This is a genomic window from Porphyrobacter sp. THAI-01a, from assembly GCF_056868655.1.
The window spans coordinates 1172533-1198687 of record NZ_CP180579.1; the positions used below are offsets into that span (position 1 = coordinate 1172533).

22 protein-coding genes are annotated in these 26155 nt (G+C 70.4%); 5 read left to right on the forward strand and 17 right to left on the reverse strand.

What is annotated here, in order from left to right; genetic code table 11:
- Nucleotides 1-122: 122 nt before the first annotated feature.
- Both ACMX37_RS05660 and ACMX37_RS05665 read left to right on the forward strand, forming a co-directional pair.
- Nucleotides 123-1502 (forward strand): glycosyltransferase family 2 protein, encoded by a 1380-nt coding sequence (locus ACMX37_RS05660; protein ID WP_483147909.1) that lies wholly within the window; start codon nucleotides 123-125, stop codon nucleotides 1500-1502.
- Nucleotides 1499-2812, forward strand: a complete 1314-nt coding sequence (locus ACMX37_RS05665; protein WP_483147910.1) for a glycosyltransferase — start codon at nucleotides 1499-1501, stop codon at nucleotides 2810-2812. Before ACMX37_RS05660 ends, ACMX37_RS05665 begins: the two co-directional genes overlap by 4 nt.
- On the opposite strand, the gene ACMX37_RS05670 is transcribed toward ACMX37_RS05665, so the two are convergent.
- Both ACMX37_RS05670 and ACMX37_RS05675 read right to left on the reverse strand, forming a co-directional pair.
- Complete coding sequence (locus ACMX37_RS05670; protein ID WP_483147911.1) at nucleotides 2731-3762, reverse strand: glycosyltransferase family 2 protein; 1032 nt, start codon at nucleotides 3760-3762, stop codon at nucleotides 2731-2733. The genes ACMX37_RS05665 and ACMX37_RS05670 overlap by 82 nt on opposite strands.
- Nucleotides 3759-4868, reverse strand: a complete 1110-nt coding sequence (locus ACMX37_RS05675) for a glycosyltransferase (protein ID WP_483147912.1) — start codon at nucleotides 4866-4868, stop codon at nucleotides 3759-3761. Before ACMX37_RS05675 ends, ACMX37_RS05670 begins: the two co-directional genes overlap by 4 nt.
- Before the next feature lie 297 nt (nucleotides 4869-5165).
- Here ACMX37_RS05675 and ACMX37_RS05680 point away from each other — a divergent pair, with 297 nt between their 5' ends.
- Entirely contained in the window at nucleotides 5166-7376 is a 2211-nt protein-coding gene (locus ACMX37_RS05680; protein WP_483147913.1) for a GumC family protein, read from the forward strand.
- A gap of 6 nt (nucleotides 7377-7382) precedes the next feature.
- On the opposite strand, the gene ACMX37_RS05685 is transcribed toward ACMX37_RS05680, so the two are convergent.
- The 7 genes from ACMX37_RS05685 to ACMX37_RS05715 form a co-directional block, all read right to left on the reverse strand.
- Nucleotides 7383-8642 carry an outer membrane beta-barrel protein gene (locus tag ACMX37_RS05685; RefSeq protein ID WP_483147914.1) on the reverse strand — a complete coding sequence of 420 codons (1260 nt, stop codon included), beginning with the start codon at nucleotides 8640-8642 and terminating at the stop codon, nucleotides 7383-7385.
- A 67-nt stretch (nucleotides 8643-8709) separates the two neighbouring features.
- Nucleotides 8710-10533, reverse strand: a complete 1824-nt coding sequence (locus ACMX37_RS05690) for an ABC transporter ATP-binding protein (protein ID WP_483147915.1) — start codon at nucleotides 10531-10533, stop codon at nucleotides 8710-8712.
- Nucleotides 10530-11462 (reverse strand): serine kinase, encoded by a 933-nt coding sequence (locus ACMX37_RS05695; protein WP_483147916.1) that lies wholly within the window; start codon nucleotides 11460-11462, stop codon nucleotides 10530-10532. Before ACMX37_RS05695 ends, ACMX37_RS05690 begins: the two co-directional genes overlap by 4 nt.
- On the reverse strand, nucleotides 11459-13312 hold the full coding sequence (locus ACMX37_RS05700; protein ID WP_483147917.1) for an asparagine synthase-related protein: 1854 nt from the start codon (nucleotides 13310-13312) through the stop codon (nucleotides 11459-11461). Before ACMX37_RS05700 ends, ACMX37_RS05695 begins: the two co-directional genes overlap by 4 nt.
- Nucleotides 13312-13758, reverse strand: a complete 447-nt coding sequence (locus ACMX37_RS05705; RefSeq protein ID WP_483147918.1) for a lasso peptide biosynthesis B2 protein — start codon at nucleotides 13756-13758, stop codon at nucleotides 13312-13314. Before ACMX37_RS05705 ends, ACMX37_RS05700 begins: the two co-directional genes overlap by 1 nt.
- A complete protein-coding gene (locus ACMX37_RS05710) occupies nucleotides 13743-14030 on the reverse strand; it encodes a PqqD family protein (RefSeq protein WP_483147919.1) in 288 nt (95 codons plus the stop codon). Before ACMX37_RS05710 ends, ACMX37_RS05705 begins: the two co-directional genes overlap by 16 nt.
- Nucleotides 14031-14161: 131 nt before the next feature.
- Nucleotides 14162-14320: a lasso RiPP family leader peptide-containing protein gene (locus tag ACMX37_RS05715; RefSeq protein ID WP_483147920.1), complete on the reverse strand. Its 159-nt coding sequence runs from the start codon at nucleotides 14318-14320 to the stop codon at nucleotides 14162-14164.
- A 195-nt stretch (nucleotides 14321-14515) separates the two neighbouring features.
- On the opposite strand from ACMX37_RS05715, the gene ACMX37_RS05720 reads away from it, so the two are divergent.
- Nucleotides 14516-15673 (forward strand): nucleotidyltransferase family protein, encoded by a 1158-nt coding sequence (locus ACMX37_RS05720; RefSeq protein ID WP_483147921.1) that lies wholly within the window; start codon nucleotides 14516-14518, stop codon nucleotides 15671-15673.
- Complete coding sequence (locus ACMX37_RS05725) at nucleotides 15674-16996, forward strand: glycoside hydrolase family 16 protein (protein ID WP_483147922.1); 1323 nt, start codon at nucleotides 15674-15676, stop codon at nucleotides 16994-16996.
- Here the strand turns inward: ACMX37_RS05725 and ACMX37_RS05730 are convergent.
- From ACMX37_RS05730 to ACMX37_RS05765, 8 genes are all read right to left on the reverse strand, one after another.
- Nucleotides 16981-18648 carry a sulfatase gene (locus ACMX37_RS05730; protein ID WP_483147923.1) on the reverse strand — a complete coding sequence of 556 codons (1668 nt, stop codon included), beginning with the start codon at nucleotides 18646-18648 and terminating at the stop codon, nucleotides 16981-16983. The two genes, ACMX37_RS05725 and ACMX37_RS05730, sit on opposite strands and share 16 nt — an antisense overlap.
- The gene (locus ACMX37_RS05735) at nucleotides 18645-19064 is read right to left on the reverse strand and encodes a DUF1330 domain-containing protein (protein WP_483147924.1); all 420 of its coding nucleotides are present in this window, start codon (nucleotides 19062-19064) and stop codon (nucleotides 18645-18647) included. The genes ACMX37_RS05730 and ACMX37_RS05735 overlap by 4 nt, the downstream gene beginning before the upstream one ends.
- Complete coding sequence (locus ACMX37_RS05740) at nucleotides 19061-19969, reverse strand: haloalkane dehalogenase (protein WP_483147925.1); 909 nt, start codon at nucleotides 19967-19969, stop codon at nucleotides 19061-19063. Before ACMX37_RS05740 ends, ACMX37_RS05735 begins: the two co-directional genes overlap by 4 nt.
- A 61-nt stretch (nucleotides 19970-20030) precedes the next feature.
- Nucleotides 20031-20960: a formylglycine-generating enzyme family protein gene (locus ACMX37_RS05745; RefSeq protein WP_483147926.1), complete on the reverse strand. Its 930-nt coding sequence runs from the start codon at nucleotides 20958-20960 to the stop codon at nucleotides 20031-20033.
- Nucleotides 20957-21475 (reverse strand): TetR/AcrR family transcriptional regulator, encoded by a 519-nt coding sequence (locus ACMX37_RS05750; protein ID WP_483148369.1) that lies wholly within the window; start codon nucleotides 21473-21475, stop codon nucleotides 20957-20959. The genes ACMX37_RS05745 and ACMX37_RS05750 overlap by 4 nt, the downstream gene beginning before the upstream one ends.
- 192 nt (nucleotides 21476-21667) lie before the next feature.
- A complete protein-coding gene (locus tag ACMX37_RS05755) occupies nucleotides 21668-21994 on the reverse strand; it encodes a GNAT family N-acetyltransferase (RefSeq protein WP_483147927.1) in 327 nt (108 codons plus the stop codon).
- 4 nt (nucleotides 21995-21998) lie between these two features.
- Nucleotides 21999-22877 carry a pirin family protein gene (locus ACMX37_RS05760; protein WP_483147928.1) on the reverse strand — a complete coding sequence of 293 codons (879 nt, stop codon included), beginning with the start codon at nucleotides 22875-22877 and terminating at the stop codon, nucleotides 21999-22001.
- A gap of 238 nt (nucleotides 22878-23115) precedes the next feature.
- Nucleotides 23116-26136, reverse strand: a complete 3021-nt coding sequence (locus tag ACMX37_RS05765; RefSeq protein ID WP_483147929.1) for a TonB-dependent receptor — start codon at nucleotides 26134-26136, stop codon at nucleotides 23116-23118.
- Nucleotides 26137-26155 lie beyond the last annotated feature (19 nt).

Below are 26155 nucleotides of genomic sequence, written 5' to 3' on the forward strand. Positions count from 1 at the left end.
GCAGGGCGGAGAGCGGGAACTAACCTCGTTAAGGGGCCGCCGGGCGGGATCCGGCCTATGCCGGGACAGCCACGCCGCCCGGCGCAAAGCCTTGCACTCACCCCCGGAGAACCCCAGCGCTCATGGCCCTTGCCGCGTCCAGCCCTGCCGAGCCGCTCGTTTCGCTCCTGATGGTCGCCCGCAATGCCGCGGCGCACATCGATGCCGCGATCCTCTCGGCCCGCCGCCAGACGCTGGGCGCGATCGAGATCGTGGTGGTGGACGACTGTTCGGAGGACGCGACCGGCGAGATCATCCGCCGCCATGCCGCGCTCGATGCGCGGGTAATCCCGGTGCGGGGCCACGGCCGGGGCCTCGCGGCGGTGCGCAATCTCAGCCTTGCCGCCGCGGCCGCCCCCTATGTCGCGGTGGTCGACAGCGACGACATCCTGCATCCGCGGCACGCCGAGAACCTGCTGGACCTCGCCCGCCGCTGCGACGCGGATCTCGCGGCGAGCAACATGATCGCCTTCTCCAGCGACGAACCCGCCACGCTGTTCGCGGATGCCCCGGAGTGGCAGCGCGAGCGGACGATCGATCATGCCCGGTTCGTGGCGACCGGGCGGGTCGACAGGCCGTTGCTGCAACTCGGATATCTCAAGCCGCTCTTCCGCGTCGATGCCCTGCGCCGCCACGGGCTCGGCTACGACCAGCGCCTCCGGATCGGCGAGGACTGGGATCTGGTCGAGCGCGCGCTCGCAGCGGGGCTGACCTACGCCTATCGGCCCGAACCGACCTACTTCTACCGCCGTCACGCCGCCTCGACCTCGTTCCGCTGGCGGCCCGAGGATCTCGCCGCGCTGATCGCTGCCGAGCGTGACCGCCTGGCGAAGGACGTCGCCGGCGGGGCGGGCAGGGAGCTGGTCCAGGCGCGGCGCGAACGACTGGCCTCGCTCGAGGATGCGCTCGCCCATGTCGAGGCGGTCGATCACCTCAAGGCCCGCCGCATCCTGCGCGCGCTGCCCGGCATCGTGCGCCGCCCGCAAGCCGCCGCGATGCTGTGGCGCAGCGCGCGCGAGGGGCTCGAGCGGCGCACCGCCGCAGCCCGCAAGCGCGGTCTTTCGCCCGAGCTGCCCGCGCCCGAGCCCCATGTCCTCGTCTGCGGCAAGGCGCCGTCCGGCTCGCCGGTCGCTGTCGCTGCCGCGCTGGTGGCCGCAAGCGGCTGGACCGTGCGTCAGCTCTCGGGGAACGCGCTTCGCGATCCCCTCGCCACGGCCCGCGCCGGACAAGGTGCGGCCATGGTGCTGCTCGCCGACGGCACGCTCGCCGATGCGGCCGCCTATGCGATCGGCGACCGCGCGCCCTTCGTGGCGGCGGCGGGCGCCGGTCACCCCCTGGTCGACCATGTGATCGAGCCGCATAGCTGCGGAAGCCTGCTTGGCCTCTTGTCGGCCGTGGGGCTCGCCGACACCGGTCTTGCGTGGCGGGTGCGGGAAGGGCCGGTCCCGGGCATCGCGGCATGAACCCGGCCCCCCGCGCGCTTTTCGTCAGCCGCCAGCGCCTGATCGGCGCGACCAACGGCAGTTCGGCCTATCTCATCGACATCGCCAATTCGGTCCGGGCGGCAGGGCTCGAACCCGTGCTGCTCCAGCCTTCGCCCGACGTGATGGGGCGGGTTCCCTTCTACCGCGCCCGCCCGGAGATGGGGGTCTTCGCGCAGCATCGCATCCGCGGGGTGGCACGGATCGGGCGCTGGTTCGTCTCCCGCGACCCGGGGGTGTGGCGCGATGCGGCCCTCGGCGTATTGCGGAGCCTTGCGCGGCGTTGCGGCGCGCGTGGCGCGTGGTCGCAGGATCGCCCGCGCCCCTATGCCATTGCCGCACCGTGGAGCGAGGCGGACCGCGCCTGGCTCACCGCCCGGCAGGCGGGCGCCCGCGATCTGGTGATCGCCGACTACGCCTTCCAGTCCGTCGCCTTCGCCCTGCTCGGCGTCCCGCGCTCCCGCAGCGCGATTGTCATGCACGACCTGTTCCACCGCCGCGGCGGCTCGGGCGAGGGGGCTGACAGGGATTCGGTCGTTTCCCTCACGCGGGAGGAGGAAGTGGCGCTGCTCGCCCGCGGGGGCACGATCGTGGCGATCCAGCAGGACGAGGCCGATTTCGTGACCGCGGCGCTACCTGAGGCGCGGGTGATCGTCGCATCCGGCACCCGCAAGGCCGAGCCGGAGAAGGCAGCCCAAGGCGCGCCGGAGCGCCTGCTCTTCGTCGGCAGCCGCACCGCGCCCAATTCGGACGGCCTGCGCTGGTTCCTCGAAAGAGTGTGGCCGCAACTTCGTGGCGCGGTGCCCGACACCCGGCTCGACGTGGTGGGGACGGTCGCGGCCGACTTTGCCGGCGAACGGATGCCCGACGGGGTCCGGCTGCACGGCCTCGTTCCCGATCTTGCGCCCTTCTACCGTCAGGCAGGCATCGTGATCGCCCCGCTGCGTTTCGGCTCCGGGCTCAAGATCAAGCTCGTCGAGGCGCTCGCGTGGGGCAAGCCGATGGTGGTGAGCCCGGTGACATTGCAGGGCGTGGAGGAGACCTGCGGCCCGGCCGTGCTGGTCGCCGACAGCGCGGCCGCGTTCGTCTCGGCGATCCGCTCCTTGCAGCGGGACGGGGGTCTGCGTGCCGACCTCTCGCGGCGCGCCATCGGGGCGGTGGAGGCGCAGTTCGCGCCTGCCGTGGCCCACCGCGCCTTGCGCGCCTGGCTTCAGGATGCGGCGAAGGGCAATACCGGGGCGGGGATGCTTCTCCCACCCGAGACGCGCGCGACGATAGCCTGCTTCCAGTAGCCTGCCGACCATCCGAGGTGCATGATCATGGCCGCGCTGCCGGAAAGGGCAACATCCGCGCGGCGTTCGCGGATCGCGAGGCCCAGTCCCCAGCCCTGGCACAGCAGTGCCCAGCCGAGCGCGGGGAGAGCCAGGGCCGGCTGGAGCGGCGCTGCGAGCGCGAGGCCGCAGGCGGGCGCGATCGCCAGCGGCAAGGCCTGGCGCAGGCGCAGCCGCCGGCGGTGCCGCCGCACCGTGGTCGCGCGGCCCTCGCCGTAGCGCAGGTATTGCCGCAGCAGTCCACGCGCCGTCCCGCGCGGGAAATAGGTCACCGGCACCTCGGGTGCGAGCCAGATGCGCGCGCCCCGGGCCAGCATCCTGAGGTCGAGCTCGGCATCCTCGTTGCAGGCCATTGCCTCGCAATAGCCACCGGCCGCGCGGAACGCGGCGATCCGCATCAGCGCGTGGTGGCCGTGCTCGACCAGCCCCGCAGCGGTGCCCGTCCGGTGAGCCGCGCCGCCCGTGCCGAGGCGGGAGTTCTGCGCGGCGGCGACCCCGCGCGCAAAGCCGCTCGCCGCCTGCGTCTCCATCCGCACGACGACGGAATCGACGCCCTGCGTCTCGGCTATCGCGACGAGGCGCGAGACATAATCCTGCGGGTAAAGGCAATGCGCATCGACCCGCGCGAGCCATGTCGCCTTCGCTCCGAACCGCGCCACCGCGCGGTTAATCCCGGCGCTCTGGATGCGGTCGGGATTGTCGAGCAGCACGACCCGCGGGTTCTCCCGCTCGATCGCGCGCACGATCCGCCGCGTGCCATCGGTGCTGCCGCCGTCTGCGACCACGATCCGCGTGTTGGCGGGGTCGGACAGGAGGCAGGTCAGCAGCGGCGCGATATGGGCTGCCTCGTTGAGGCATGGCACCACGGTGAGCACGCGGGATGGGGGCGGCAGGGCAGGCGTTGCTGTCATCGGGCAAGGGTCTCCAGCTGGCGAACGAGGTGCCTGTGGTCGGCCTCGGAAAAGGCGATGCGCCCGGGCGGTACCGTGCGCGCCGCAACGGCGAGGGTGGCGTAGCTTTCGGGCGTGAGCGCCTCGAGCACCGCGCCGATCGCCTCACCCTCGGCGAGGCGAAGCCCCACGTTCGTCGCCGCGAGCCAGCGTCCGGTCTCGACCCCGGCGAGCGCTACGGGCACCGCGCCGTGGGCAAGGCTTTCGTAAAGGCGGTTGGGCAGCAGCCAGCGCGAGTTGAGCCCTTCCTCGAAGTAGTCGATGCACCACGCGAAATGGACCCGCCCGTATAGCCGGGGGAGGTCGGAAGGGCGGTAGGGGCCGGCATATTCCACGAAGGGCGCGCGGGCGATCTCGGCCGCGAAATCGGGGAAGATGTCGGGCGAGGGGATGCCGGCCACCAGCACCCGCACGCGCCCTTCCGAACGGGCGGCAAGGGCGGCGAGGATTTCGAGGCTGCGGCGGCAGCGCAGCATTCCGAACCAGCCGATCACCCAAGGCCCGTCGTCAGTGCCGGCCCCGCAGGTTGGCGGGTCGGGCAGGCATCCGACCTTGTTCTCGACCAGTTCGATCGGCCCGCGCCAACGCTGCACCGCGCGGAAGTAATCGCGCTCGAAGGCGGGGGAACTGACGATCACCCTCGCCGTGCGGTCGAGCAGGCGGCGTTCGACGACGCGCAGGAGCCGTCCCGCAACACCGTCGCTGACCATCTTGCGGTGGATGTCGAGGCATTCGTAGACGAGCGCCTGTCCCGGCCGGGCCAGCGCCGCGCCGATGGCCAGCATCTCGAGATTGCGCGCGATCACGATATCGGCCCTGCGCACCATCGACCGCAGACGCCCCGGGAGGAGCAAGGTGCGCAGCACCAGCAGCGCCCGCTGCCCAAGCCGCGCATCGTGGCTGCGGCCGAGGGCAAGCGCCGGTGCGCCGCTGACGGTGGCCGGCGCAACGCGCCGATGGAAGCCGGCCAGCGTGACCTCGGCGCCGCCCGCCTGCAACGCCTCGACCCGCCGCGCGACGGCGGCATCGCCGAGATCGTGGACGAGATAGGCGATCGTGCTGGCCATGCTGGCTCTCGTGTCCCCGCTGCTCCGGGGCGCGATGTGTCGGCGTTCCCCACAGGGGCGCTCTCTGGCCCAGCGCCGCTCGGGGGAAATTCAAGTGCTTTGCTGACCTCGATCAGGACTCCCGGACGGCGCGCCGCATCCTCCGATGCCTACACAGGTTATGGCGTTGGCTACCGGGCGCGGGCACCTCGGCGCGGCAAAGTCGGCGCTGGTGCCGGTCCATGGACACGGGAGACGCCGTTGGCGACGAGAGCAGACCGCCTGACTCACGAGAATGCAGACCCCCACGCGCGCAGTATGGCTTCCCGGCCAGCGCAAACCCGCACCAGCAATGACGACGTCGGCGGCGGCGCCGGTGGCGGGGGCGGAGGCGGCGGGTATCCTGCCGGCGGAGGAGGTGCGGGAGGCCCGTTCCTTCCGGATCCCGAATGGCTCTGGCTGATCTTCCGGCGCCGCCTGTGGCTGTTCCTAGCGGTGGTCGGCACGGTGCTGGCGCTGGTCGCGGCCTACACCCTCACTCGGCCCGAACTCTACTCCGCCTCCGCCAGCGTCCTGATCGAGCCGCGCCAGCCCGAGGTGCTCGAAAGCGATCCGATCGCGCCCGAACTGGCTAGCGACACCAACGTGATCGACACCGAGGTCGAGATCCTCTCCTCCCGCCGGCTCGCGGGCCGGGTTGCCGAGGCGCTGAAGCTCGAGACCTGGCCGGAATTCGCCGGCGTCCGCGCCGAGCCGGCGGCAGCCGACGCACCCGGCACGCATCCGCTCGCGGGCGCGGTGCTGGCGCGCATGGACATCCGCCGCTCGGGCCTCACCTACCTCATCGACATCACCGCGCAGGCCGAAAGCCCCGAGCTCGCCGCCGCGCTCGCCAACGAGTATGCGCGGCAATATCTCGCCCAGCAGCAAGACGCCAAGACAGGCACTTCGCAGAGCGCGCAGGAGTTCCTCCAGACGCGGCTCGTCGAACTGCGGCGCAACGCCGCCGAGGCCGATGCGGCATTGCAGAACTACATGATTCGCAACGGGCTGATGAGCGCCGAGGGCGCGACCATGGCGGAACAGGAAGTCTCGGTGCTCAACCAGGAGATTTCCGCCGCGCGCGCCGCACTCGCGGAGAAGGAAGGGCAGCTCGCCGCCGCACGCACCCGCGTGGGCCGCGGCGGGGGCGGCGCGGAGGTTCCGGCGGCGCTGCAATCGGGCACCGTGGCGCAGCTGCGCGCCCGCGAGGCGACCCTGACCGGCGAGGTCGCGCGGCTCGAGAGCCGGCTCGGCGACCAGCATCCCGAACTACGCCGTGCACGGGGCGAGCTGATCGACATCCGCAGCCAGATCCAGCGCGAGATCGACCGCGTCATGTCGTCGCTCGAGAGCGACGTGCAGGCCGCCCGCTCGCGGCTCGCTTCGCTCGAGGCGAGCCAGAGCCGCGCGCGCGGGTCGCTGGCGGCCAACAATTCCGCGCAGGCCGGCTATCTCCAGCTCGAGCGCGATGCCAAGGCGGCGCGCCAGATCTACGAGACATTCCTTGCCCGCGCGCAGGATGTGGAAGCGCAATCCGGGCTGATCCGCCCCGATGCCTCGATCGAAGCCTTTGCACGCGTGCCGGTCATGCCCTCGTCGCCGAGCTATCCGCTCGCGGTGGTCGGCGGCCTGACGGTCGCGCTGATCCTCGGCTTCGTCGCGATCGCGGCTGCCGAATATCTCGACGCCCGCATCCGCACCCGCACCGATGTCGAACGGCGGCTGGGCCTTGCCTATCTCGGCGCCGTGCCGGAACTGGGGAGCACCACCAAGCGCAAGGTGCGGGGCGTGCTGCCGCAGGATTACCTGCTCGAGCATCCCCAGTCGCAGTTCACCGAGGCGGTGCGCGCGCTCAAGAACGCAGTCCTCCTGAGGCCGGGCGGGGCGCCGCGGAGCATTGCGGTGACATCGGCACTGCCCCGCGAAGGCAAGTCGACGACCTCGATATGTCTTGCACGAATGCTGGCGGATTCGGGTGTGCGCACGGTGCTGGTCGACTGCGATTCGCGCCGGCGTGCGGTGAGTTCGGCGATGCTGCCCGAGGATTGGGACGGGTTCGGCCAGTATCTGCGGCGCGAGGTTCCGCTCTCCCGCGCGCTCGCGGTGGACGAGCTGACGGGGCTCGCCGTTCTCGGATCGCGCCAGGCCGATCTCGACGGACGCGAGCTGTTCGTGAACCTCCCGCTGGCCGAGATGCTGGCCGAGCTAGCCCTGCAGTTCGAGGTGGCGGTCATCGATACTGCGCCGGTGCTGGGCGTCGCCGAAACCCGTCTCATCGCTGCCGGGGTGGAGAGCACGCTGATGCTGGCACGCTGGCGCGACACCTCGGTCAAGGCCGCCGAAACGGCTGCCGACCTGCTGGTGGCGGCGGATGCGGACATCGTCGGCGTGGCGCTGACCCGGGTCGATGTGCGCAAGTACGGCAGCACGGGCCAGCAGGACGTCTATTCCTATCAGGACAAGTTCGCCGGCTACTACGTCGACTGACCGGCCTCAGAACACCAGCCTCACGCCCGCGGTCACGCGGTTGCGCGTGAATTCGCGGAAGAAGGCATCGTCGGCAAAACGCTGGAACCGGTCGGCGCGCGCGAAGACGCGGAAGTTACGATCGAGCTTCCAGGTGGCGCCCACCATCAGGTTGTATTCGTCGGCGCTGGTCTCGATCTGCCCGATGGTCTCGATCCGGGCAAACCCGGCGCGGCCCTCGAGCACGAGGTTGCGCAGCAATTCGTGCTCCACCTCGATCCGGGCCTGGCTGCGCACGTTGCCGCTGACCAGCTGCGAGCCGCCCTCCTCGACCTGACGGTCGGCGAACAGCCGCAGCGTGGTGAGCGGGGTGGCGGCCCATGTGAGGTTGGCGCCGAAAGAGGCACCGGTCAGGCCGTCGGCGCTCGGATCGTCCACGTCGCGGTGGAGCACCCCTGCGCGAATCTCGCCGAACAGGAGGTTGCTCAGCTCGAGCTTCACCCCCGCCTCGATCGCATAGCCGGTCGTGTCGCGATCGAAGGGGTCGGGCGTGTCCGGGTTGCCGGAATAGGTCAGGCGGTCGATCTGCCCGCGCAGGAGGCCCGAGAGGCGCGGCGAGACCTCGACCAGCGTGGTGAGCGAGGCCCGCAGATAGGTCGAATCGCGGAAATCCTGTTCGAGCACGGTGCCATCGGCGCGGGTCGCATCGTCGAAATCGAGCACCACCATCTGCGCATCGCCGACGACCTGCACGCGGCCGAAATCCTGCGCCAGCGCGAACAGCGCATCGGCGCGGCGAAAGCGCGTGGGACTGCGGGCCTGGCCTGCGCTGGTGATGTTGGCGCGGTCCTCGGCGAGCGAGTCCAGCGATGCGACCACCCGTGCGGAGGTGTCGCGGCTGATGTCGAGCCGGCCGCGCAGCCGCGCCCCGCCTTCCATCACGTCTTCGGTCGTGAAGCGCCCGTGGAAGTTCTGCTGGACATAGGCATCGGCCTCGAGACTGTGGCGCTGCCAGCGGGACTCGATCGCGACGCCGCCGCGCAAGGTGAGCTCGACATCACCTTCTCCCTCGCTCGGCAAGGCGAGGATGTTGTCGTCATATTCGATCCGGGTTTCCAGGCTCGGAAACAGGAAGAAGCTGCCGATCCGGCCGCCGACCGGTTCGAACTCGTCGAACTGGCGTTCCGCGGGGCGGGGCAGCGGCGCGACCTGCGCGCGCGCGGCCGTGCCGGCAGACAGCAGAGCAACAAGACCGGCAAGGCCCGTGACGGTGACGGCGTGGCGCATGGTTATCCCTCCTGTTCGCCGAAGGCCTCGGCTGTCAGCGCGCGGGCGGCACCGACATGGGTTAGGTTCAGCCCGCCGGACCGCTCGCCGGCGGCCGGGTATCGCTCCTCTCGGCCGCGACCAGCCGCGCGACGGGGCCCTGGCCGCCCGCAAGGTCGGCAAAGCCGCCGACTTCGACCACCCGTCCGCGATTGAGCGCGACGACATGGTCGGCCGCCGCCACCATCGAGAGGCGGTGCGCGATCACCAGCATGGTCACACGTCCGCGCAGCGCCGCAACCGAGTTTGCGAAGGCGGCCTGGCTCTCCCAGTCGAGCGCACTGGTGGCCTCGTCGAGCACGAGCAGCTGCGGCGCCATCACCAGCGCGCGTGCGAGCGCGATGCGCTGTCGCTGGCCGCCCGACAGCCCGCTGCCGTTCTCGCCCAGTCTCGCGGCGAGCCCTTGCGGCAAGGAGCGCACGAAATCGGCGGCACCCGCCCCTTCGAGCGCCGCCCAGAGCTCGGCATCGCTCGCATCGCCGCGGGCGAGCCGCAGGTTTTCGGCAACGCTTCCGGCGAGCAGGAAATGGTCCTGCGGCACATAGGCGATCGCCCGGCGCCACGCCTGCATGTTGGCGGGCGTGAGCGCCTGCCCGTCGATCGTGATCGAGCCGTCCTGCGGGGTCAGCAGGCCGCAGACGAGATCGGCGGTGGTGCTCTTGCCGCTCCCCGACGGACCCACGAGTGCGGTAATGCGGCCGGCGGGGATGACGAGATCGAGATCCTCGACTGCGGGCCGCCCGTCGCCGCCGGCATAGGCATAGCGCACACCCTTGCAGCGGATCGCCTCGCGCAGGACGGGCGGAGCCGCCGCCGAGGCCGTCAAGGGCGGCTCTGCGGCAGCGGCACATTCCTCGCGGAAGCGCTCGATGTCGCCGAACACCGTCACCTCGGCCAGCAATTGCTGGAGGTTCGTCTGCAAGGCGGTGAAGCGCGGGGCGATGCGCATGAGCAGCAGCAGGAAGGCGACCAGCGCAGGCAGCGCCATGCCGATCACCGCCAACCCGGCATAGACCAGCACGGCCACCGCCAGCGCGCTGACCAGCTGCGAGAGGATCGTGCCGAGCGAGGTCAGGCGCATGTAGCCCACGGCCTCGGCATGGACCTTGTCCAGATTGGCGGCGAGGCGCGCCCGGTAGGCCGGTTCGGCGCCGTGGATCCGCGCGGTCTTGAGCCCGCCGAGATATTCCGCGACGGTGCGATACTGGTCGCGCTTGTTCGCGGTCCGCTCGCGTCCGAAACGGGTGGCGCGGCGGCGCAGCGGGGCGAGCAGGGCGAGCATGAGCAGGCCGAGCGCGCCGGCGGCCAGCATCAGCAGCGGCGAGATGATCCAGGCGACCACGAGGTATATGGCGAGCAGGATCGCGGTCTGGAGCAGGACCATCACCGCCATCGCCGCGCCATAGACCCGCTCGACATCGGCGGTGAGGAGGTGGTGGAGATCGGAGGGGCGGCGGCGCACCAGCTCGTCCCAGCGCAGCGAGCCGATGGCGGCGAAAAGATCGAGCCGCAGCCGGTTGAGAAGGTCGAACAGCAAATCCGCAAGGTAGATGTTCTTCGCCCGCGTGAACACGCCGTGCAGCGCGATCAGCGCGACCAGACCCGCAAGTGCCGTGCCGAGCCCGATGCTCACCTCGCCCGGCACCCAATCCGGCAGCCGCATGGCGGACGGCGTGTCCTCGCCTGCGAGGGAGAGCAGCGGGATCACCAGCAGGATCGAGACGCCCTCGGTCAGCCCGCCCAGCACCAGCAGCGCCAGCGCGACGACGAAGCGCCGTCCTCCGGATGCGACGAGGTAGCGCACGAAGCGCGCGAGGCCTGCCGTCGTGCCGGACCTGACCGATTTGGTCATGCGCTGCACGCCGGACGCGCTGCGGCCGCGAGCTCGGCTTCGACGAAAGCCACCACCTCTTCGAGGGCCGACAGATCGTGCGGCACGGTCAAGATCGCGGCGCGGGTGCGATGCGCCAGCGCGGCGCAGGCCCGGGCGTGGCGCACCGCGATCGCGGGGGTGATCGACTCCGGACCGAAGCGCGTGCCGTAGGAGAAGCGCAGGAAAGCCTTCATCCGCTCCTTGGGAACGAGATGGCGGATCGCCAGCGCCTCGCCCCGGCGCAGCAGGAAGAACTGCCCGGGCGCGTGCTGTTCGCCGGCGAGGCCGGAGCCGACGAGGTAACGCTGCTTCTCGCGCACCAGCGGCACCCCGGGACGCTCGGTCAGGTCCTCGCCCGCGAACACGGCGGAGGCCGCCCGGGTGAGCTTGACCTGCGGAAAGGCGGGCAGGATGCGTCCCGCGCCTTGGTCCAATCCTGCGATCGCGATGATGTCGTCGGTGAGCAGCGGATAGCCCGCGCGCAGGAAAGCCGCCGCCGTCGTCGACTTGCCCGCGCCCTTGTCGCCGAGGAAGGCAAAGGCCGCGCCACCAGGACCGACGAGCGCGCTGCCGTGGAGCAGGAAGGCGCCGCGCATCTGCAGCAGCAGGCCCATGACCGGGCCGAGCAGCGGAAAGCCGATCAGCGCCGGATCGACCCCGGGGCGCGGTTCGACCTCGATCAGGCCCGATGCTGCCACGCGGAAGGCACCGATCTGGGGATAGAGCAGGAAGCACTCGCTGTCGCCGAAACGGAAGGTGCCGGGAGTCTCGGCCGGCGGGAAGTCGCGCCCGGTATCGACCAGACGGATTACCGCGTCGGCAGGGCGGGGCGGTGCGGGCGTCAGTTCGGGCAGTTCGAGATCGCTGGCGATGGCAAGGCCGAAGGCGCGGTAGCTATGCTCGCTCATGCCGCCGCCTCGCGGGGCTGCGGCGCGTCCGTGGCCTCGGCGCCACAGCCAGTCTCGAGCCAGATGCCCAGCGCCACGGCGCGCCAGACCATCTGCACCGCGCGCCCCGTCGCCGCGTCGGGGTCGGCTGCAATTGCGGCATAGGTGCGCTGCGCCCGCGCTAGATCGACATAGGGGGCGAGCGGGCTGGCGGCGGAGGCGAGAAGCTCGCTGATCTGCGCATGGTGATGGCGCACGAGGCCGCGCGCGAGATGGACCGAGAAGTCGATCTTGTCGCGCCGCCGCAGGACGCTGTCGGGAACGACGCCCGCCATCGCCCGGCGCAGCACCAGCCGCGACCAGCCCTGCGAGAGCTTTTCGCGCGCCGGCAGGCCGAGGCAGAATTCGACCACCTCGCGGTCCCAGAAGGGATAGCGCGCGGTCACCCCCATGCTGCGATAGAAGGCGGCGTGGACCTCGAAGGCGTAGGGTTGCAGCGGATCGGCGAGCACCGCGTGATGCTGCGCCTGCTCACCCCCTGCCATCTCGGGACGTGTAAGGGCGCGGAGCCGTTCGGCAAGGGTGCTTTGCGCCAGCAGGTCGCGCGAGAGGAGATGGGCGGGGGGCCGATCGGCAGCCGGCGCCGCCTCGCGGTCGAAGGGGGCCAGCGCCCGCGCGATGAACCTCGCGTCGCGCCGCGTCTGGCGCGCGGCGACGCGGCGCGTCAGCACCAGCCGCGAGCGGCCGTAATTGTCCGCCGCCCCGCGCGCCTCGCGCCACAGGGCGGCCCAGGCGCCGCGGGCGGCGAGTTCGTCGAGGAGGCCGTAGCCGTGGCTCACCACCTCGTCGCCGCCATGCCCGTCGAGCAGCACCGTGATCCCGCGCTCCGCCGCGGCGGCGACGACAGCACGCATGCAGGCGAGGTTGGGGGAGAGGGTGGGGCCGCCGGTCGCATCGAGCAGGCTCTCGAACCCGGCGAGCGGCGCATAGCCATCGCAGTCGAGGACATGGGGCGCAAAGCCCCCGGTGGCTAGCACCGCATCAAGGTGATGGCGCTCGTTGCTGCGCTGGGGCTCGCGGAACATCATCGAGAAAACTGGCAGGGGCGCCGCGCCGGCACGCCTGCGGCGGTCGCGCAGCAGGCAGGCGATCGCGGAGGAATCGAGCCCTCCGCTGAGCAGGACGCCGACGTTCTCGCCATCGCCTGCGCGGCGGGCGACGGCGGCATCGAGCAGTCCGCGCAAGGTGCTGGCCGCATCGCTCCCGGGCGTGTGCGGTGTGGCCGTGATGCTGCGATACTGGCGCAGTCGCATCGTGCCGCGTTCATGGACGAGAGCGTGACCTGCCGGCAGGCGGTGGACGCCGGCGAACCAGGTTCCTTCTGCATCGAGCACGCGGCCATAAAGGAAATCGGCGACAGCTTCCTTGCGCACGCAGCGCGACCCGTCGGCGCCGTCCGACAGCGCCGCCGGGTTCTGGGCGAAGCGCAAGGTCGTGCCCTCGACGCGATAGCACAGGGGGCGCACGCCCATCAGGTCGCGGGCGCACAGCAGGCGGCGGCGACCCGCATCCCACAGGGCGAAGGCGAAGCTGCCCTCGATCCGGGCGGGACAGTCCTCGCCCCAACGCCGATAGGCCCACGCGATCACCACCGCCTCGGGCGCATCGGCGGGCAGGCCGAGCTCGCGGCACAGCGCGGCGCGGTTGTCGATCCGCGCATCGGCGACGACCACGCAGTCGCTGTCGAGCATGACCGGGCCGGAGCCGCCCGCCAGCATGATGCCGGGGGCACTCCAGCGGCCCGGACCCGGTGCCGCATCGCGCCGGTGCGCATCGCCGGCGAGAATCCCGGCGATTTCGGGAAGCGGCATCAGCGCCGCTCCGCGAGCACGGTGAACTCGGACAGCGGCGTGGTCGACGCCCCGAGCACGATGCGCTGGTTGCAGCTGACCCAGGCATGGGCCGCGAACCGGCCGGCCGCGTCCTGCCGCACGCCGACGAACAGCTCGCTCGCATGGCCCGCGCGCGCCAGCAGCCATTGCAGGGCCAGTGCCTGGGTCAGGCAGGAGGCGCGCGGGACGAAGCGCGCGAGGCGCTCGATGCGGCGGGCGAGCTGACGGGCATAGAAATGGCTGTCGGCAGACGGCGCCGCCTGCGGCATCCGCGCGCGGATCGCGGCATAGCCCGCCGTCGTCAGCGCAATGCGGATGACGACGACCGCCCCGAGGCACAGGACGTCGCGCCGCAGCCCGCGGCGCCGGGAGGGCCTTGCAGCGTGTCGCGGTCGGGACTGCCGTTCCGCTAGCGGAGGCTGCATGTCACCAGCCCGGCCTGGTCCAGTCTCGCCACGAGCCGCGCGAGGTCCTTCTCGACCTGGTCGGCAGGTGCGGCATATTCCGTCGACACCCTCTCCACGAGGCTGCCGAAAGCGACCGGCTGGCCGATCGCGTTCCAGACGTAGGTGCCGACTTCGTTGAGGCTGTAATAGATGTTGGTGCGCAGGTTGAGCAGCGCCGAGCCGTCGCCCAGCACGCAGTCCACCACCTCGGGGTCGCTGGCGACAAGCAGGTCGTGATCGATTCTCTCCATCCCAAGTCCTTTACGTGCATGACGCCGTCCGCAGCCGGACGGCACCCCCATGCCTTGCAGCGGAAGTGCGGCGGGTACCCCGGGCACAGGCTACGCCTGCAAACCCGGGACCACCCGCCGTAGCTCGTCGATCAGGAAAGGCCGTCCTCGGCCCCGCAGGTGAGATCACCGAAAGGCGTGCCGGCCGGGAAGCTCGCGTCCAGCGCATCCGGGCAGCCGCTGGCCTGGGTCAGCTTCTCGAAGGTGCCCAGTTCTTCAAGCTCGGGTGCACAATAGGTTTTGTTGTTCATTGATTTCCTCCTTTGGCAAGATTGATCACTCCCTGCATGGGATATCGCAGGGATGCGAAAGGAGTGCGCGACTATTGAGGTGCTTCAATCCAGTCCGCAAAGCGCGTCAGGATAAAGCACGTTATTTAAATCGGCTCGCACACCCCTACCGTAAATCCATCGCGGATTTCGATCGTTTCAGCCTGGGGTCTCCTGATGAATGCTGCACTCACCCAAGATAGAAACCGGTCTGCCGCGAAAAAATCGGGCGACGATGCGGATTCTCCGGAGGCGGTTTGGGCGAGCGCGAGCGACGCGTTAGCCGGGTTATGCAGCGTGAGCCTGACGGGCGAGGCGCACGCGTTGTCGGGCTGGCAGGCGGCTTGCCCGGCGAGCCTTGCTGCCCTGGCAGTGCGGGCGCGCATGACGTCGCCCTGTGTGCGCGGCTTCGAACGCGCGGGGCTGCTGCCGCCCCTGCCGGTGGCCGAGGCGGCGAAGGCGGCGCGGGCCCGCTCGGCGATCGGCAACGGGCGGGTGATGGCCCTGGCGCGGCTCGCCTTCCCGGTGCTGGCGCGCGCGGGGATACCCGCCATCGCCTTCAAGGGGCCGTTCCAGCATCGCATGCTCCACGACGATCCGTTCTTCTGCCGCTCGGGCGATCTCGATCTGCTGGTCGCGCGTGCCGACTTCGAGGCTGCGCTGGCGGCGCTCGAGCACGAGGGTTTCCGGCAGCGTGCCGGAACGTCGGCATGGTGGACCGGCCCGCTCGGCGAGGTGCACCTCGATCATGCGGGGGGAGGGGTGATCGATCTGCACCACCGTCTCCAGCAGCCCGGGTGCCCCCCGCCGCACGACATCGGGGCCTTCTTGCGCGATCCGCGCCGCGAGCTGGTCGGGCAGGTGGAGGTTGCCGTGCCCCACCGGCCGCAGGCGGTGCTGATCTGCGCGCTCAACTTCACCAAGGAACTGGTCCACCGTCATCGGTCGGCCCGCTATGCCTATGATCTGGCGGCAGGCTTGCTGGGCATGAGCGTCGAGGAACACCGGCAGTTCGCGCAGCTCGTCTGCCGGCAGCGGTTGATCGGCACGGTCGGTCTGGCAGCGGCGATGTGCGAGAGGATCTTCGGGGTGGTGCTGCCGCTTGCTCCCCCACTGGCGCACCGCGTGCTGCCGGAATGGGCACACCGCCGCGCGCTGCTGTCGATGGTGTTCGAGCCGGATGCGCCTGCAACGCTCTGGCCCAGACGGCGCGCGATCCTGTGGGCGATGTGCAGCGGCGCCCCCGGCGCGCAGCGCGCGGCGGAATTCTCGCGCGAGGCCGCGCGCATGATCGCGAGCGAGGCTCTGCGGCGCTCCCTACCGGTGGAGGGATAGATGGGCGCGGCGGTGCGGCGACAGGTGCAGGCGTTGCTTCTGGGCCTCTGGCTGGTCGCCTGCGGGGCGAGCGGCACCTCGTCCAATGCCGCCGGTGATCCTCCGCCGGCGGAGCGCACGGACGGAGCCTTCGCGGCTTTCGACTTTGCCGGCGGCACGGCCTTCCCGCCGAGGGCGCGGGTGCGCATCGGCGATGTCGCGGTGGCTCCAGGCGCGCGCGAGGTGCACGTTCCCGTAACGCTCGACCGCCCCACGCCCAACACCGTCCACGCGCGGGTGCTGACCCGCAACGGGCGCGTGCCGGGTGGCGCGATCGAGGGCCGGCATTTCGAGCGGCTCGACGGCGTGGTGGTGTTCCGTCCCGGCGATCCGCTCGTCCAGACGGTGCGCGTCTCCTTGCGCGGCATGCCCGAAGGCGCGCGCTTCGAGCTGCATTTCCCCGAGGGCGTCGACGGCGCGCATGTGGCCGACCCGCGCGGCGAGATCCGCGCGGTAAAGGGCGCGCCGCCGACGGTGGCGCGAACCGCCGGCTTTCGCGAACCGCGCCGCTTCGCCGCCTCCGGCACACCCGCCTACCGGCTCGCTCCGGCCCGGGCGCGCTGGAGCGACGGGGGCGGACCGGAGGCGTTCTCGACCCGCCTGCCCCACGGGCGCACCCAGCCGGGCAATGCCGAGACCGGGCTCTATCTCGATCCCGATCGGCACGCGGCGCCGCGCGCGCCGATCGCGGTGGAAGAGGGCGTGCTGGTGCTGCGCAGCCAAGAGCTCGATCGTCCGATCCGCCACGAAGGGGATATGTGGCGGCACGGGGCGGCGGTGCTGACGGGCGAGAGGATGCCGGCAACCCACGTGTCTTACGGCCGGTACGAATGGGAGGCGCAGATGCCCGACCGCCGCGGCGCCTGGCCCGCGCTGTGGCTGCTGCCGACGCGCGGATGGCCGCCGGAGATCGACGTCTACGAAGGTTTCGGCGATTCGCCCGACTGGAACTTCGCGCGCGACATCAGCGCGAACCTGCATGGCGGTGCTGGCGGCAAGCGCAGCTTCACCGTGCCCCTGCGGATCGACGCCAGGCGCTTCTACGCGATCAGCGGAATGTCGGACGGCTATCACCGCTATGCCGTCGACATCGCGCCCGATTTCATCACCTGGTTCGTCGACGGCACCGAGGTCTATCAGGCCGTCAACCCCTTCGCCGGCGTGACCTGGTTCCCGCTGATGAATGTCGCGGTGAAGCACGAAGGCGCGTTCACCGGCGGAAACGGCGCGATGCGGATCCGGGCCTTCACGGTCTGGCGCGGGGCCGGTCAGTTGGGCCAGTAGATCCACTCGCCGCGCGGGTCGAAGGGCTCCGCCATCGTCCGGTCGATCGAGACGGGAGTCTCGAAGGTGCTGGCATAGAGCGGCGCCTTGCGGCCGCGCTCGTGCGCAGCAAGGAGCTTTTCGAGTTCGGCGCGCTTGGCTGGCTGCGCGGCGGCGAGGTTCCGGGTCTCGGTCGGATCGGCGGCGAGGTCGTAGAGCCAGACCTTGTTCTGCCTCGCGTTGACCTGCAGCTTCCAGTTCCCGGCGCGCACGGCCTTGTAATAGCCGCTGCTCCAGAACAGCGGCGCATCGGCGCGTTCGGGCGTTCCATCACCCGTCAGCGCAGGGAGCAGGTTGCGCCCGTCGATCGTGACACCCCTGGGCAGGGGCGCCCCGGCCACGGCGGCCAGCGTCGGCATGACGTCGACCTGCCCGACCGGCAGCGGAACCTTCGTCCCCGGCGCGATCCGCGCCGGCCAGCGGGCGAACAGGGGGACCCGGATGCCGCCTTCGAAGAAGGAACCCTTGCCGCCGCGGAACGGCGCGTTGACCCGGTCGATCCCGACATAGCCCGGCGCGCCGTTGTCGGACGAGATCACCACCAGCGTGTTCTCAGCCAGTCCCTCGGCCTCGAGCTTGGCCATGATCCGCCCCACGCTGCGGTCGAGTGCACGCATCATCGCCGCATAGACCCTGACCCGGTGCGGCGCGATGTCGCCGACTGCGTCATAGTCCTCGCGTGTCGCCTGCAAGGGCGAATGCACGCCCCAGTGGGCCAGATAGAGGAAGAAGGGCCGGTTGCGGTTGGCCTCGATCACCTTGAGGCTCTCGTCGGTCCAGTAATCGGCGAGATAGCCGCCGGGAGCGAATTTCTCGCCGCCGTTGTAGCTGGTGACGAAATGGCCCGAGGCCCACAGGAAGTGGTCGATCGGATCGAATTCGAGCCGCGCGTTGACCGCATCCGGATGATCCTCGGGCAGGTGCAGCATGCCGTCCATGTTGAGGCTCTCGTCGAAGCCTTGCGCATTGGGGTGGAAGCGCGGCGCGTTGCCGAGGTGCCACTTGCCGATGTGGACCGTGTGGTAGCCCCGGGTCTTGAGCACCTCGGCCAGCGTCACTTCCTCGGGCGGCAGGCCCTGTTCCTCGAAGGGCGGCGCTGCGGCCTCGGCTGCGGCATCGTAGACGACCGGCGGGCGATCGGGGGCGAGATCGGCCGAGACCATCGAGACGACGCGGGCAAAGCCGGGCGGGGTCGGGGTGAACTCGAACCCGGTGCGGGTGGCATAGCGCCCCGTCATCAACTGCGCGCGGCTGGGCGAGCAGGTGGCGTTACCGGCATAGGCCTGGGTGAAGATCGCGCCCTCTGCCGCGAGGCGGTTGATGTTCGGGGTCTTGATCCGTCCCCCGGCGATCCCGCCGCCGAAGGTCGACAGGTCGTTCATGCCGAGATCGTCGAACAGGATGAAGACGATGTTGGGCGGGCGTTCGGACGGGGGCGCGGCGGGGGTGGCGGGGCCCTGCTGCCACGGCACCGGGCGGTTGGCCGCGATGTCCTGGGCGCTGCGCCAGCGCACGAAGGCGAGCGCCAGATCGGTGCGGAAGTGATAGCCCGCAGCGCCCAGCACCGCGAGCGCCGCCAGCGTGCCGAGCGCGCCCTTGACCCAGCGCCTCACGCGCCCGTGGCTCCGGCCCGAGTGCAGATGTTGAGCTGGCCCGCCAGCCCCGCATCGCGGTGCTTCGTGATCGCCTGGTATTCGGGCGACTGCACCATCGCCAGCATCGCCTTGCGCGAGGGGTATTCCGCGATCGCGACCATGTCCCACAGCTCCTCGACCTCGCCGAGCAGCAGGCCGGTCACCGCGCCGCTGAAGCGCACCGTGCCGCCCACGGCCGCAAGGCAGGCGTTCACGCCTGCGGCATAGCGCATGTAGGCCTCGCGCCCCGAGAGCTCCGGCTCGGAACCATCGGCATAGGCGGCCTTGTCCCTGAACTTCAGGAGATTGACCATGCACATGGGCTGCCCGTCGTCGGCGGCGAAGAAGGCCATCGCCTGTTCGGGCGCGGGGTGGAGGGCGTTGGTGACGTTCATTGCGGCGCTCCCTGGCGTGCGACCTCGAGAATGGCGGCGACGAAGCCCTGCGGGTCGTCCTCCTGGATGAAATGCCCGCCCTTCAGCGTGCGGTGCTTCTGCCCTGTGGTTCCGGGGACGCGGCCGATGAAGCGCGTCTCGCCGGTGCGGGTGATCGGATCGCCGTCGGAGAAGGCGCAAAGGAAGGGCTTGTCCCAGCGGTCGAACACCTCCCACGCCGCCTTCTGGTCGGGCACAGCGGAGTTGCCTTCGAAGGGAACGAAGCTCGGGAAAATCCGCGCGCCCGCCTTGTAGCGGGCATCGGGGAAAGGCGCGTCATAGGCGGCGATCTCTTGCGGGGAGAGGCCGCGCTTGGTCCCCTTGTTGACGATCCTGCCGATCGGGAACAGCGGGCTCCACTTGGAGAAGGCGCGCCAGATCGCGAAGGCGCGGGGGGCGGGGCCGCCTTCGGGCAGGCCGCCGTTGGACAGCACCACGCCCGAGAACCGTTCGGGCATCGCCGCCACCAGCCGCAGGCCGACGAGCGATCCCCAGTCCTGGCAGGCGAGAGTGATGCGCGTGAGATCGAGCGCCTCGAGCCATTGCCGCATCCACGCGACATGGGCGGCATAGCTGTAGTCGCTCTTGGCCGCTGGCTTGTCCGACTTGCCGAAGCCGACAAGATCGGGCGCGACCACGCGGAAGCCGGCCTCGGCCACCGGCCCGATCATGTGGCGGTAGAGATAGGACCAGGTCGGCTCGCCGTGCATCATCAGCACCACGGGCGCATCACGCGGGCCTTCGTCGATGTAGTGGATCCGCAAGGGCGTTCCGCTCGCAGGGTCGCGGATCTCGCAATAATGGGGCGCGAAGGGGAAGTCGGCGATCCCGGCGAAGGCGGCATCCGGCGTGCGCAGAACATTCATGACGGCTCTCCCCCATCGCTCATGAAATTGGCACCCTGAATGTCATTATCGCGGCTTGCGGTCAATCCCCCGGAGCGGGCCGCGCGGTGTCGATCAGCCGGAACCCGATGTGATCCGTGCCGAGACCGCGCTCCTGGAACTGGCGCGCGGCGGGGCGGTAGCGGGCGCAATAGTTGGCGGCACACAGGAACGACCCGCCCTTGATCACGCCCACCGGCTCGACCGCGTCGGCCCGGTCGCCGGACGAGCTTGTCCACTCCCAGACATTGCCGATCATGTCGTGGAGCCCGAAGGCATTGGGCGCAAAGCATCCCACCGGTGCCCGCCCGGTGAAGCCGTCGGTCCCGAGGTCGCGGGCGGGAAACACGCCTTGATAATAGTTCGCCTGAGGTCTGCCTTCGCCATCGACCGGCTCGGGCAGGGCGGGTGCGCCTGCCCTTGCGGCATATTCCCACTGGACCTCGTCGGGCAGCCGCTTGCCCGCCCAGCGCGCATAGGCCTCGGCGTCCTCGTAGGCGATCTGGACGACGGGGTGGCGGTCCAGCCCGGCGATGCCGGTCGTCCCGCCTCCGGGATGGCGCCACTGTGCGCCCGGCACCCAGCGCCACCACGCCGGATCATCGGATGTCGGCACCCGGAACACCGCCGAGCCCGGCTGGAGCATCTCGGGAGGCGCGCCTGCGAGCGGGGGCGGTGCGCGCTCCGCCATCGTGACATAGCCGGTCGCCGCGACAAAGGCCGCGAACTGCGCGTTGGTGACCTCGTGGACGTCGATCCAGAAGCCTTCGACCGCCACGGTGCGGGGCGGCCCTTCCTCGGGATAGCGCGGGTTCTCCCCCATCACGAAGGAGCCGGGCGGCACCCACACCATGCCATTCTCGACCATGCCGGTGCAGGCCTTCGCCGCAGGGGCAGGCGCGTCCGTGTCGCCACAGGCGGCGAGCGTCAGGGCGGATGCGGCCAAGGCGGCAAGGGCACCGCGCCCGATCATGCGTCGGGCCACCGCGCGACGGCATCCGCCAGCATCCGCCGCACCACCATTGCCGCGTCCTGCGCGCCTAGGCCCTTGTCCTGACGCAGCGCCCGCCAGGTGCCGAAGCCGAGGATGATGTCGAGCGCCTGCGCCCCCGCCACGTCGGAGCGCACGTTGTCCGGCAGGTGGGCCTCCAGCGCCTCGCGCTCGAGCCTCAGCAGGCGGCGGTGGTCCTCCATCAGATAGGGCGATTCGAACCGCCTCAGATCGGCCGAGACCCGGTAGGGCATGATCGTCTCGAAGATCCGCGCCCGGCGCGTGGCGAGGTCGAACAGGCGCTGCTGCCACGTCGCCCCCTCGGGCGGGCGGAGCAGCATCGGCAGGACCTCGACCTCGATTGCCTCGGTCATCTCGCGATAGAGCGCGTCCATGTCCTTGAAATGGCGGAACACCGATCGCAGGCCCACGCCCGCGGCTTCGGCCACCTGCGCCGCGCCCGGCGCAACCTCGCCTCTGGCGACAAGTTCGAGCATCGCCGCCACGATCCGCGCCCTGCTGGATCGGCTGCGCTCGTGCCGGCCGTCGGGCACCTGCGTTGCCGTTGACGTCGCGCGTGGCAGCTTCTGGGAGATGACCGCCTCCGATCCTGCGGAGCCAAGCCGGCTCCGGGAGCAGGGCTATATTCCGGCACTCCGCCTGTCAATTACGGGGCAGGCTCCGTCCGCTCATCCCGGCGGATCCGGCTCCCACTCGGGCGGCACTGCGAAGGCGTCGGCCCATTCGGGGTGCTTCCTGTATTGCCCACGCACATAGGGGCAGTACGGCAGCACCCGGAACCCCCGCGCCCGCGCGTCGGCGACCATGTGTTCGACCAGCGCCAGCGCCGCCCCGGTGCCCTTCAGGCTGTCGGGGGCGATGGTGTGGTCGGCGCTGATCACGCCTTCCTCGCGGTGGGTGAAGGCGATGTAGGCCTCGCCCTCGCGGCCTTCGACAACGGCGATGTAGCGGCCCTTGCGGCCCTGTTCCTCGCGGTGGATTGTGATCGTGCCCATCGGCTCAGAACCCCTTGAATTCGGGCAGGGGTGTGAACTCGGCATCGTCGGCGTCGGGGAGCTTCATGCGCCCCTGCTTCCAGTCCTCGGCAGCCTGTTCGATCCGCTCCTTGCGCGAGGAGACGAAATTCCAGAACATGAAGCGTTCGCCCACGGGCTCGCCGCCGAGCACCATCACCGTCGCATCCGAGAGCGCGGTCACCGGCACGTCGCCGCCCGGCTCCAGCACCGCCATCATGCCGGCCGACAGGGCCTGCCCCGCTAAATCCACATGCCCGCTGGCGACATAGATCGCACGTTCCGGATATTCTGCGGGGAGCAACCTGCGCGTGCCTTCGCGCATCAGCCAGTGCGCGTAGAACTGCGGCGAGTGGACGGGCGTGCCGGCGCTCAGCCCCTCGAGCGAACCGGCGATCAGCCGTCCGGTCAGCCCGGGCTCGCTCCATGACGGCAGCTCGGCGGCGGCGTGGTGCGAGAAGGCGGGCTCGGCCTCCTCGGTCTCCTCCGGCAGCGCCACCCACGCCTGGATCCCGTGCATCCGCGCCCCGTGCGCACGGGCTTCCTCGAAGCGTTCGGAATGGGTGATGCCGCGCCCAGCGATCATCCAGTTGACCTCGCCCGGCCGGATTTCCTGATGGTAGCCGAGGCTGTCACGGTGGGTCAGCGCCCCGTCGAACAGATAGGTGACGGTGGCGAGGCCGATATGCGGGTGGGGCCGCACGTCGAGTTCGCGCGGGATGCCCGGAGCGAGTTCGGTCGGGCCCATGTGGTCGAAGAAGATGTAGGGGCCGACCATCCGCCGGGCATGGAACGGGAGGACCCGCCCGACCTCGAACCCGCCGCCAAGATCATGGGTGCGTTTGGTGATGATGCGTTCGATCATGGCGTGGCTCCTCGGGGCTGATGGAGGCAAGATAGGGTGCCGGGTGCCCGATTGCAGCCCCGGTCTCCGCCCGGTCGCACCGCCAACCAGACGGCGGGCCGGCCATGAGCGTGCCGCTGGACCGGAATGACGGCTCAGCTCTAGAGCCCCGCGCGCGCCCTCGGCATGACGCCGCCGATGACCAGAACACACCCGGGCCCCTCGCGGGACCCGGGTGCGCTCTCGCCAACAACTGCACTCAGAAGCGTGTGCCGAAGGCTACCCCGTACCGGCGCGGCTCGAGGGCGAAGACGCCTGTTCCGAGCCCGGTCGACGCGTCGGTGAGTGCGAGCCCCGTGATGGCGTCATTGTCGGTCAGGTTCTGGACGAAGGCGCGGGCGAACCACCGATTATCGCGACCGTTCAGCTGGACCTGCGCGTTGACGATCGCGAAGGCCTCGACCCGGTTGACGTTGCCGTTGAAGATGCTGCCGTAGCTCTCGCCGGTGAAGGCGAGATCGCCGCGCAGGACAAGGCTCATGCCGGCCCCAAGATCGGCCGTGTGCTGCGCGCCCGCGGACACCTTGAAGTCGGGCGCCTGCGGCAGGGCGTTGCCGCGGATGTTGACCGGAACGCCCGACGGCTCGAGCGTGAACGGCAGCGGGCCGGTCGGGGTGGCGAAGCTCGTGCGCAGCGCCGCCGAAGGGTTGGCGATCGCGTTGGCGAGGGCGCTGCAGATGCTGAACGCCCCCGTCGCCCCGTTGATGCCGCTGCCCGTCGGGAATGCGGTCGGCGCGCGCAGCAGACCGGGCGCGCCCACGCCCGCGCCGATCCCCTGGTTGACGGTGGCGACCAGAGTGTTTGTCCCCGCCGCGTTGCCGGCCACGGTGGGCACGACCGCGCAGTTCGAGGCGTTGGTGATGTCCTTGATGATCACCGCGTCCGCCCGGCCGCCGCTCGGATCGCGCGGGTTCGTCATCAGGAGGTCCTGCGTCACCTTCGTCTTGAGCGCGCTGAAGTTGAGGTCGAAGCGCCACCCGCGCGCAGGGCGCACCACCGCTTCGGCCTCGAAGCCGTAGATGTCCGCATCGACGTTGTCGTTGATCGCGGTGCGCGCGACGAGGCGGCTGAGCTGCAGGCCCTTGTACTGGTAGTAGAAGGCCGATGCATTGAGCTGCAGCACGCCGTTCGCGAAGAGGTTCTTGGTGCCGATCTCGAAGGCGTTGACGTATTCGGGGCTGAAGTTCTCGGGCACGTCGAAGCCGGGCTGCACCGGCGGGTTGATCCCGCCCGACTTGTAGCCGCGCGAATAGGACGCATAGATCATGCTGTCCGGCGTCACCTGCCAGTCGATCACCGCGCGGCCCGTCAGGGCGTCGAAGCCCACCGCGCGGTCCTGCCAGGGCTGGTTGCCGGGGGTCGCCTGGTCGGCGTCGAAATTGCCCGCGAAGGGGGAATCGAAGGCCGAGGTGGTGCCGACGGGGGCGGGGAAGCTCGCCAGGGTCGACCGCGCGCGCAGGCTCTTGCGGTCGTTGTTGTAGCGCAGGCCCGCGGTGAGGGTGACGTCGCCGGTCAGCTCCCACGCGGCTTCCCCGAAGATGCCGTAGGACTTGAGGCGGTATTCGTCGGTGTTGCTGCGGAAGAAGGGCGTGGCGAGGAACACCGCCGGATAGGCCGCGTTGCCCGCCTGGCGCTGGCTCAGGGTGTTGAGCACGCCGAGCACGCCGGCGACATAGTCGGTGCCGAAATTGCTGACATAGTAGCTGTTCTCCGACAGGCGGTTGTCGGCATAGATCCCGCCGAGGATGAGGTTGAGGCCGTCCGCCGGCTGGGCGGTGAGGATCGCCTCGGCCGACCATGCGCGGTTGAAGCCCACCGAGCGGTCGAAGTTCACCGGCGTGTCGGCGCAGGTCGAGCGTCCGGCGAAGGCCCCCACGCCCAGCGGGTCGGCGATCGAGGTGCACAGCTGCCCGCCCGCGCCGCCGGGAATGAGGGCGGCGCGCGTCGCGGCCAGCAGGCCGTTGATGGTCGCGCCGAGCGCGGTCGGGTTGACGGCCGCGTAGTTGGCGAGATTGTCGATGCCCGGCTGCCAGATCGCGCGGTTGGTGACGAGCAGCGTCTGGTCCTGCCGGGAATCCACGCTGGACTCGGAATAGAGGCCGGTCAGCTGCAGCTGCGCCCCGCCGAAATCGTGGTCGAGCCGCCCCTGGAACTGCTTCTCGTCGGCGAAGTAGGTCGGCTGGAAATCGACATCGACCGTGCGCACGTCGTCGGGGACGCGCGCGCCGGTGGCGCTGTCGGGGCCATAGAGGCTGGTCAGCGCCAGCAGCGACAGGCCCGGGCCGATCCCGCTGCCTCCGCGCCAGCGCAGGAACTCGCGCGAGGTCAGCGTGCCGGTGAAGCTGGCATTGGCGTTGGGCGCCTCGAAGGCGAGCCGTCCGGGGAGGCACCCCAGCACGCCGGTGGGATCGCGCTGGCACAGCTGCTTCTGGATGCGCAGCCGGTCGTCGTCCTCGCGGAACCAGTAGGCCATGAGGTCGATCGAGGTGTCGCTGGTCGGCTCCCAGCGCACCGAGCCGCGCAGCGCGAACATGTCGCGCCCGTCGATCAAGCTGTTGTCGAACAGGTTGCGGGTATAGCCGTCGCGGTTGAGATACATCCCCGCGACCCGCACCGCGAGCGTGTCGGTGAGGGGCACGTTGACCATGCCGCGCAGGCGGACGGATTCGAAGTTGCCGTATTCGCCGTCGAAATTGGCCGCGAACCCGCCCGCATCGGGCCGCGCGGTCACGATGTTGACGACGCCGCCGGTGGCGTTGCGGCCGAACAGCGTGCCCTGCGGCCCGCGCAGCACCTCGATCCGCTCAAGATCGAAGAACTCGGTCTCGAACAGGCGCGTGCCGAACAGGGGCGAGCCGTTGACGTGGATCGCGGTGGCCGCATCGCAGCTTTGCCCCACGCACAGGTCGCCGATCCCGCGGATCGTGAAGCTCGCGCTGGTGAAGGCGGTCTTGGTGAAGGTGACGTTGGGAAGGGTGAGCTGCAGGTCGGAGGAGTTGCGGATCTGCTGGCGCTCGAGCGCCTCGGTCCCGAAGGCGGTGACGGTGAGCGGCACATCCTGAAGCGATTGCGCGCGCCGCTGGGCGGTGACGATGATTTCCGCGCCGGGCGTGCTTTCCGCCTCGGTCTGGTCGACGCTCGTATCCTGCTCCTGTGCCAGAGCCGGCTGGCAGGCGACGAGATAGAGCGCACTCGCCGCCAGCAACTTGATCTTGTTCATTGCATTCTCCCCTGTGTTT

Excerpts from the sequence above, each read along its gene's own strand:
- ACMX37_RS05675 (WP_483147912.1), bottom strand. The coding sequence starts at position 4,868 with ATGGCCAGCACGATCGCCTATCTCGTCCACGATCTCGGCGATGCCGCC.
- ACMX37_RS05740 (WP_483147925.1), bottom strand. The coding sequence starts at position 19,969 with ATGAATGTTCTGCGCACGCCGGATGCCGCCTTCGCCGGGATCGCCGAC.
- ACMX37_RS05720 (WP_483147921.1), top strand. The coding sequence starts at position 14,516 with ATGAATGCTGCACTCACCCAAGATAGAAACCGGTCTGCCGCGAAAAAA.
- ACMX37_RS05745 (WP_483147926.1), bottom strand. The coding sequence starts at position 20,960 with ATGATCGGGCGCGGTGCCCTTGCCGCCTTGGCCGCATCCGCCCTGACG.
- ACMX37_RS05725 (WP_483147922.1), top strand. The coding sequence starts at position 15,674 with ATGGGCGCGGCGGTGCGGCGACAGGTGCAGGCGTTGCTTCTGGGCCTC.
- ACMX37_RS05710 (WP_483147919.1), bottom strand. The coding sequence starts at position 14,030 with ATGGAGAGAATCGATCACGACCTGCTTGTCGCCAGCGACCCCGAGGTG.
- ACMX37_RS05670 (WP_483147911.1), bottom strand. The coding sequence starts at position 3,762 with ATGACAGCAACGCCTGCCCTGCCGCCCCCATCCCGCGTGCTCACCGTG.
- ACMX37_RS05700 (WP_483147917.1), bottom strand. The coding sequence starts at position 13,312 with ATGCCGCTTCCCGAAATCGCCGGGATTCTCGCCGGCGATGCGCACCGG.
- ACMX37_RS05705 (WP_483147918.1), bottom strand. The coding sequence starts at position 13,758 with ATGCAGCCTCCGCTAGCGGAACGGCAGTCCCGACCGCGACACGCTGCA.
- ACMX37_RS05695 (WP_483147916.1), bottom strand. The coding sequence starts at position 11,462 with ATGAGCGAGCATAGCTACCGCGCCTTCGGCCTTGCCATCGCCAGCGAT.
- ACMX37_RS05750 (WP_483148369.1), bottom strand. The coding sequence starts at position 21,475 with ATGCTCGAACTTGTCGCCAGAGGCGAGGTTGCGCCGGGCGCGGCGCAG.
- ACMX37_RS05755 (WP_483147927.1), bottom strand. The coding sequence starts at position 21,994 with ATGGGCACGATCACAATCCACCGCGAGGAACAGGGCCGCAAGGGCCGC.
- ACMX37_RS05765 (WP_483147929.1), bottom strand. The coding sequence starts at position 26,136 with ATGAACAAGATCAAGTTGCTGGCGGCGAGTGCGCTCTATCTCGTCGCC.
- ACMX37_RS05660 (WP_483147909.1), top strand. The coding sequence starts at position 123 with ATGGCCCTTGCCGCGTCCAGCCCTGCCGAGCCGCTCGTTTCGCTCCTG.
- ACMX37_RS05690 (WP_483147915.1), bottom strand. The coding sequence starts at position 10,533 with ATGACCAAATCGGTCAGGTCCGGCACGACGGCAGGCCTCGCGCGCTTC.
- ACMX37_RS05685 (WP_483147914.1), bottom strand. The coding sequence starts at position 8,642 with ATGCGCCACGCCGTCACCGTCACGGGCCTTGCCGGTCTTGTTGCTCTG.
- ACMX37_RS05680 (WP_483147913.1), top strand. The coding sequence starts at position 5,166 with ATGGCTTCCCGGCCAGCGCAAACCCGCACCAGCAATGACGACGTCGGC.
- ACMX37_RS05715 (WP_483147920.1), bottom strand. The coding sequence starts at position 14,320 with ATGAACAACAAAACCTATTGTGCACCCGAGCTTGAAGAACTGGGCACC.
- ACMX37_RS05760 (WP_483147928.1), bottom strand. The coding sequence starts at position 22,877 with ATGATCGAACGCATCATCACCAAACGCACCCATGATCTTGGCGGCGGG.
- ACMX37_RS05665 (WP_483147910.1), top strand. The coding sequence starts at position 1,499 with ATGAACCCGGCCCCCCGCGCGCTTTTCGTCAGCCGCCAGCGCCTGATC.
- ACMX37_RS05735 (WP_483147924.1), bottom strand. The coding sequence starts at position 19,064 with ATGAACGTCACCAACGCCCTCCACCCCGCGCCCGAACAGGCGATGGCC.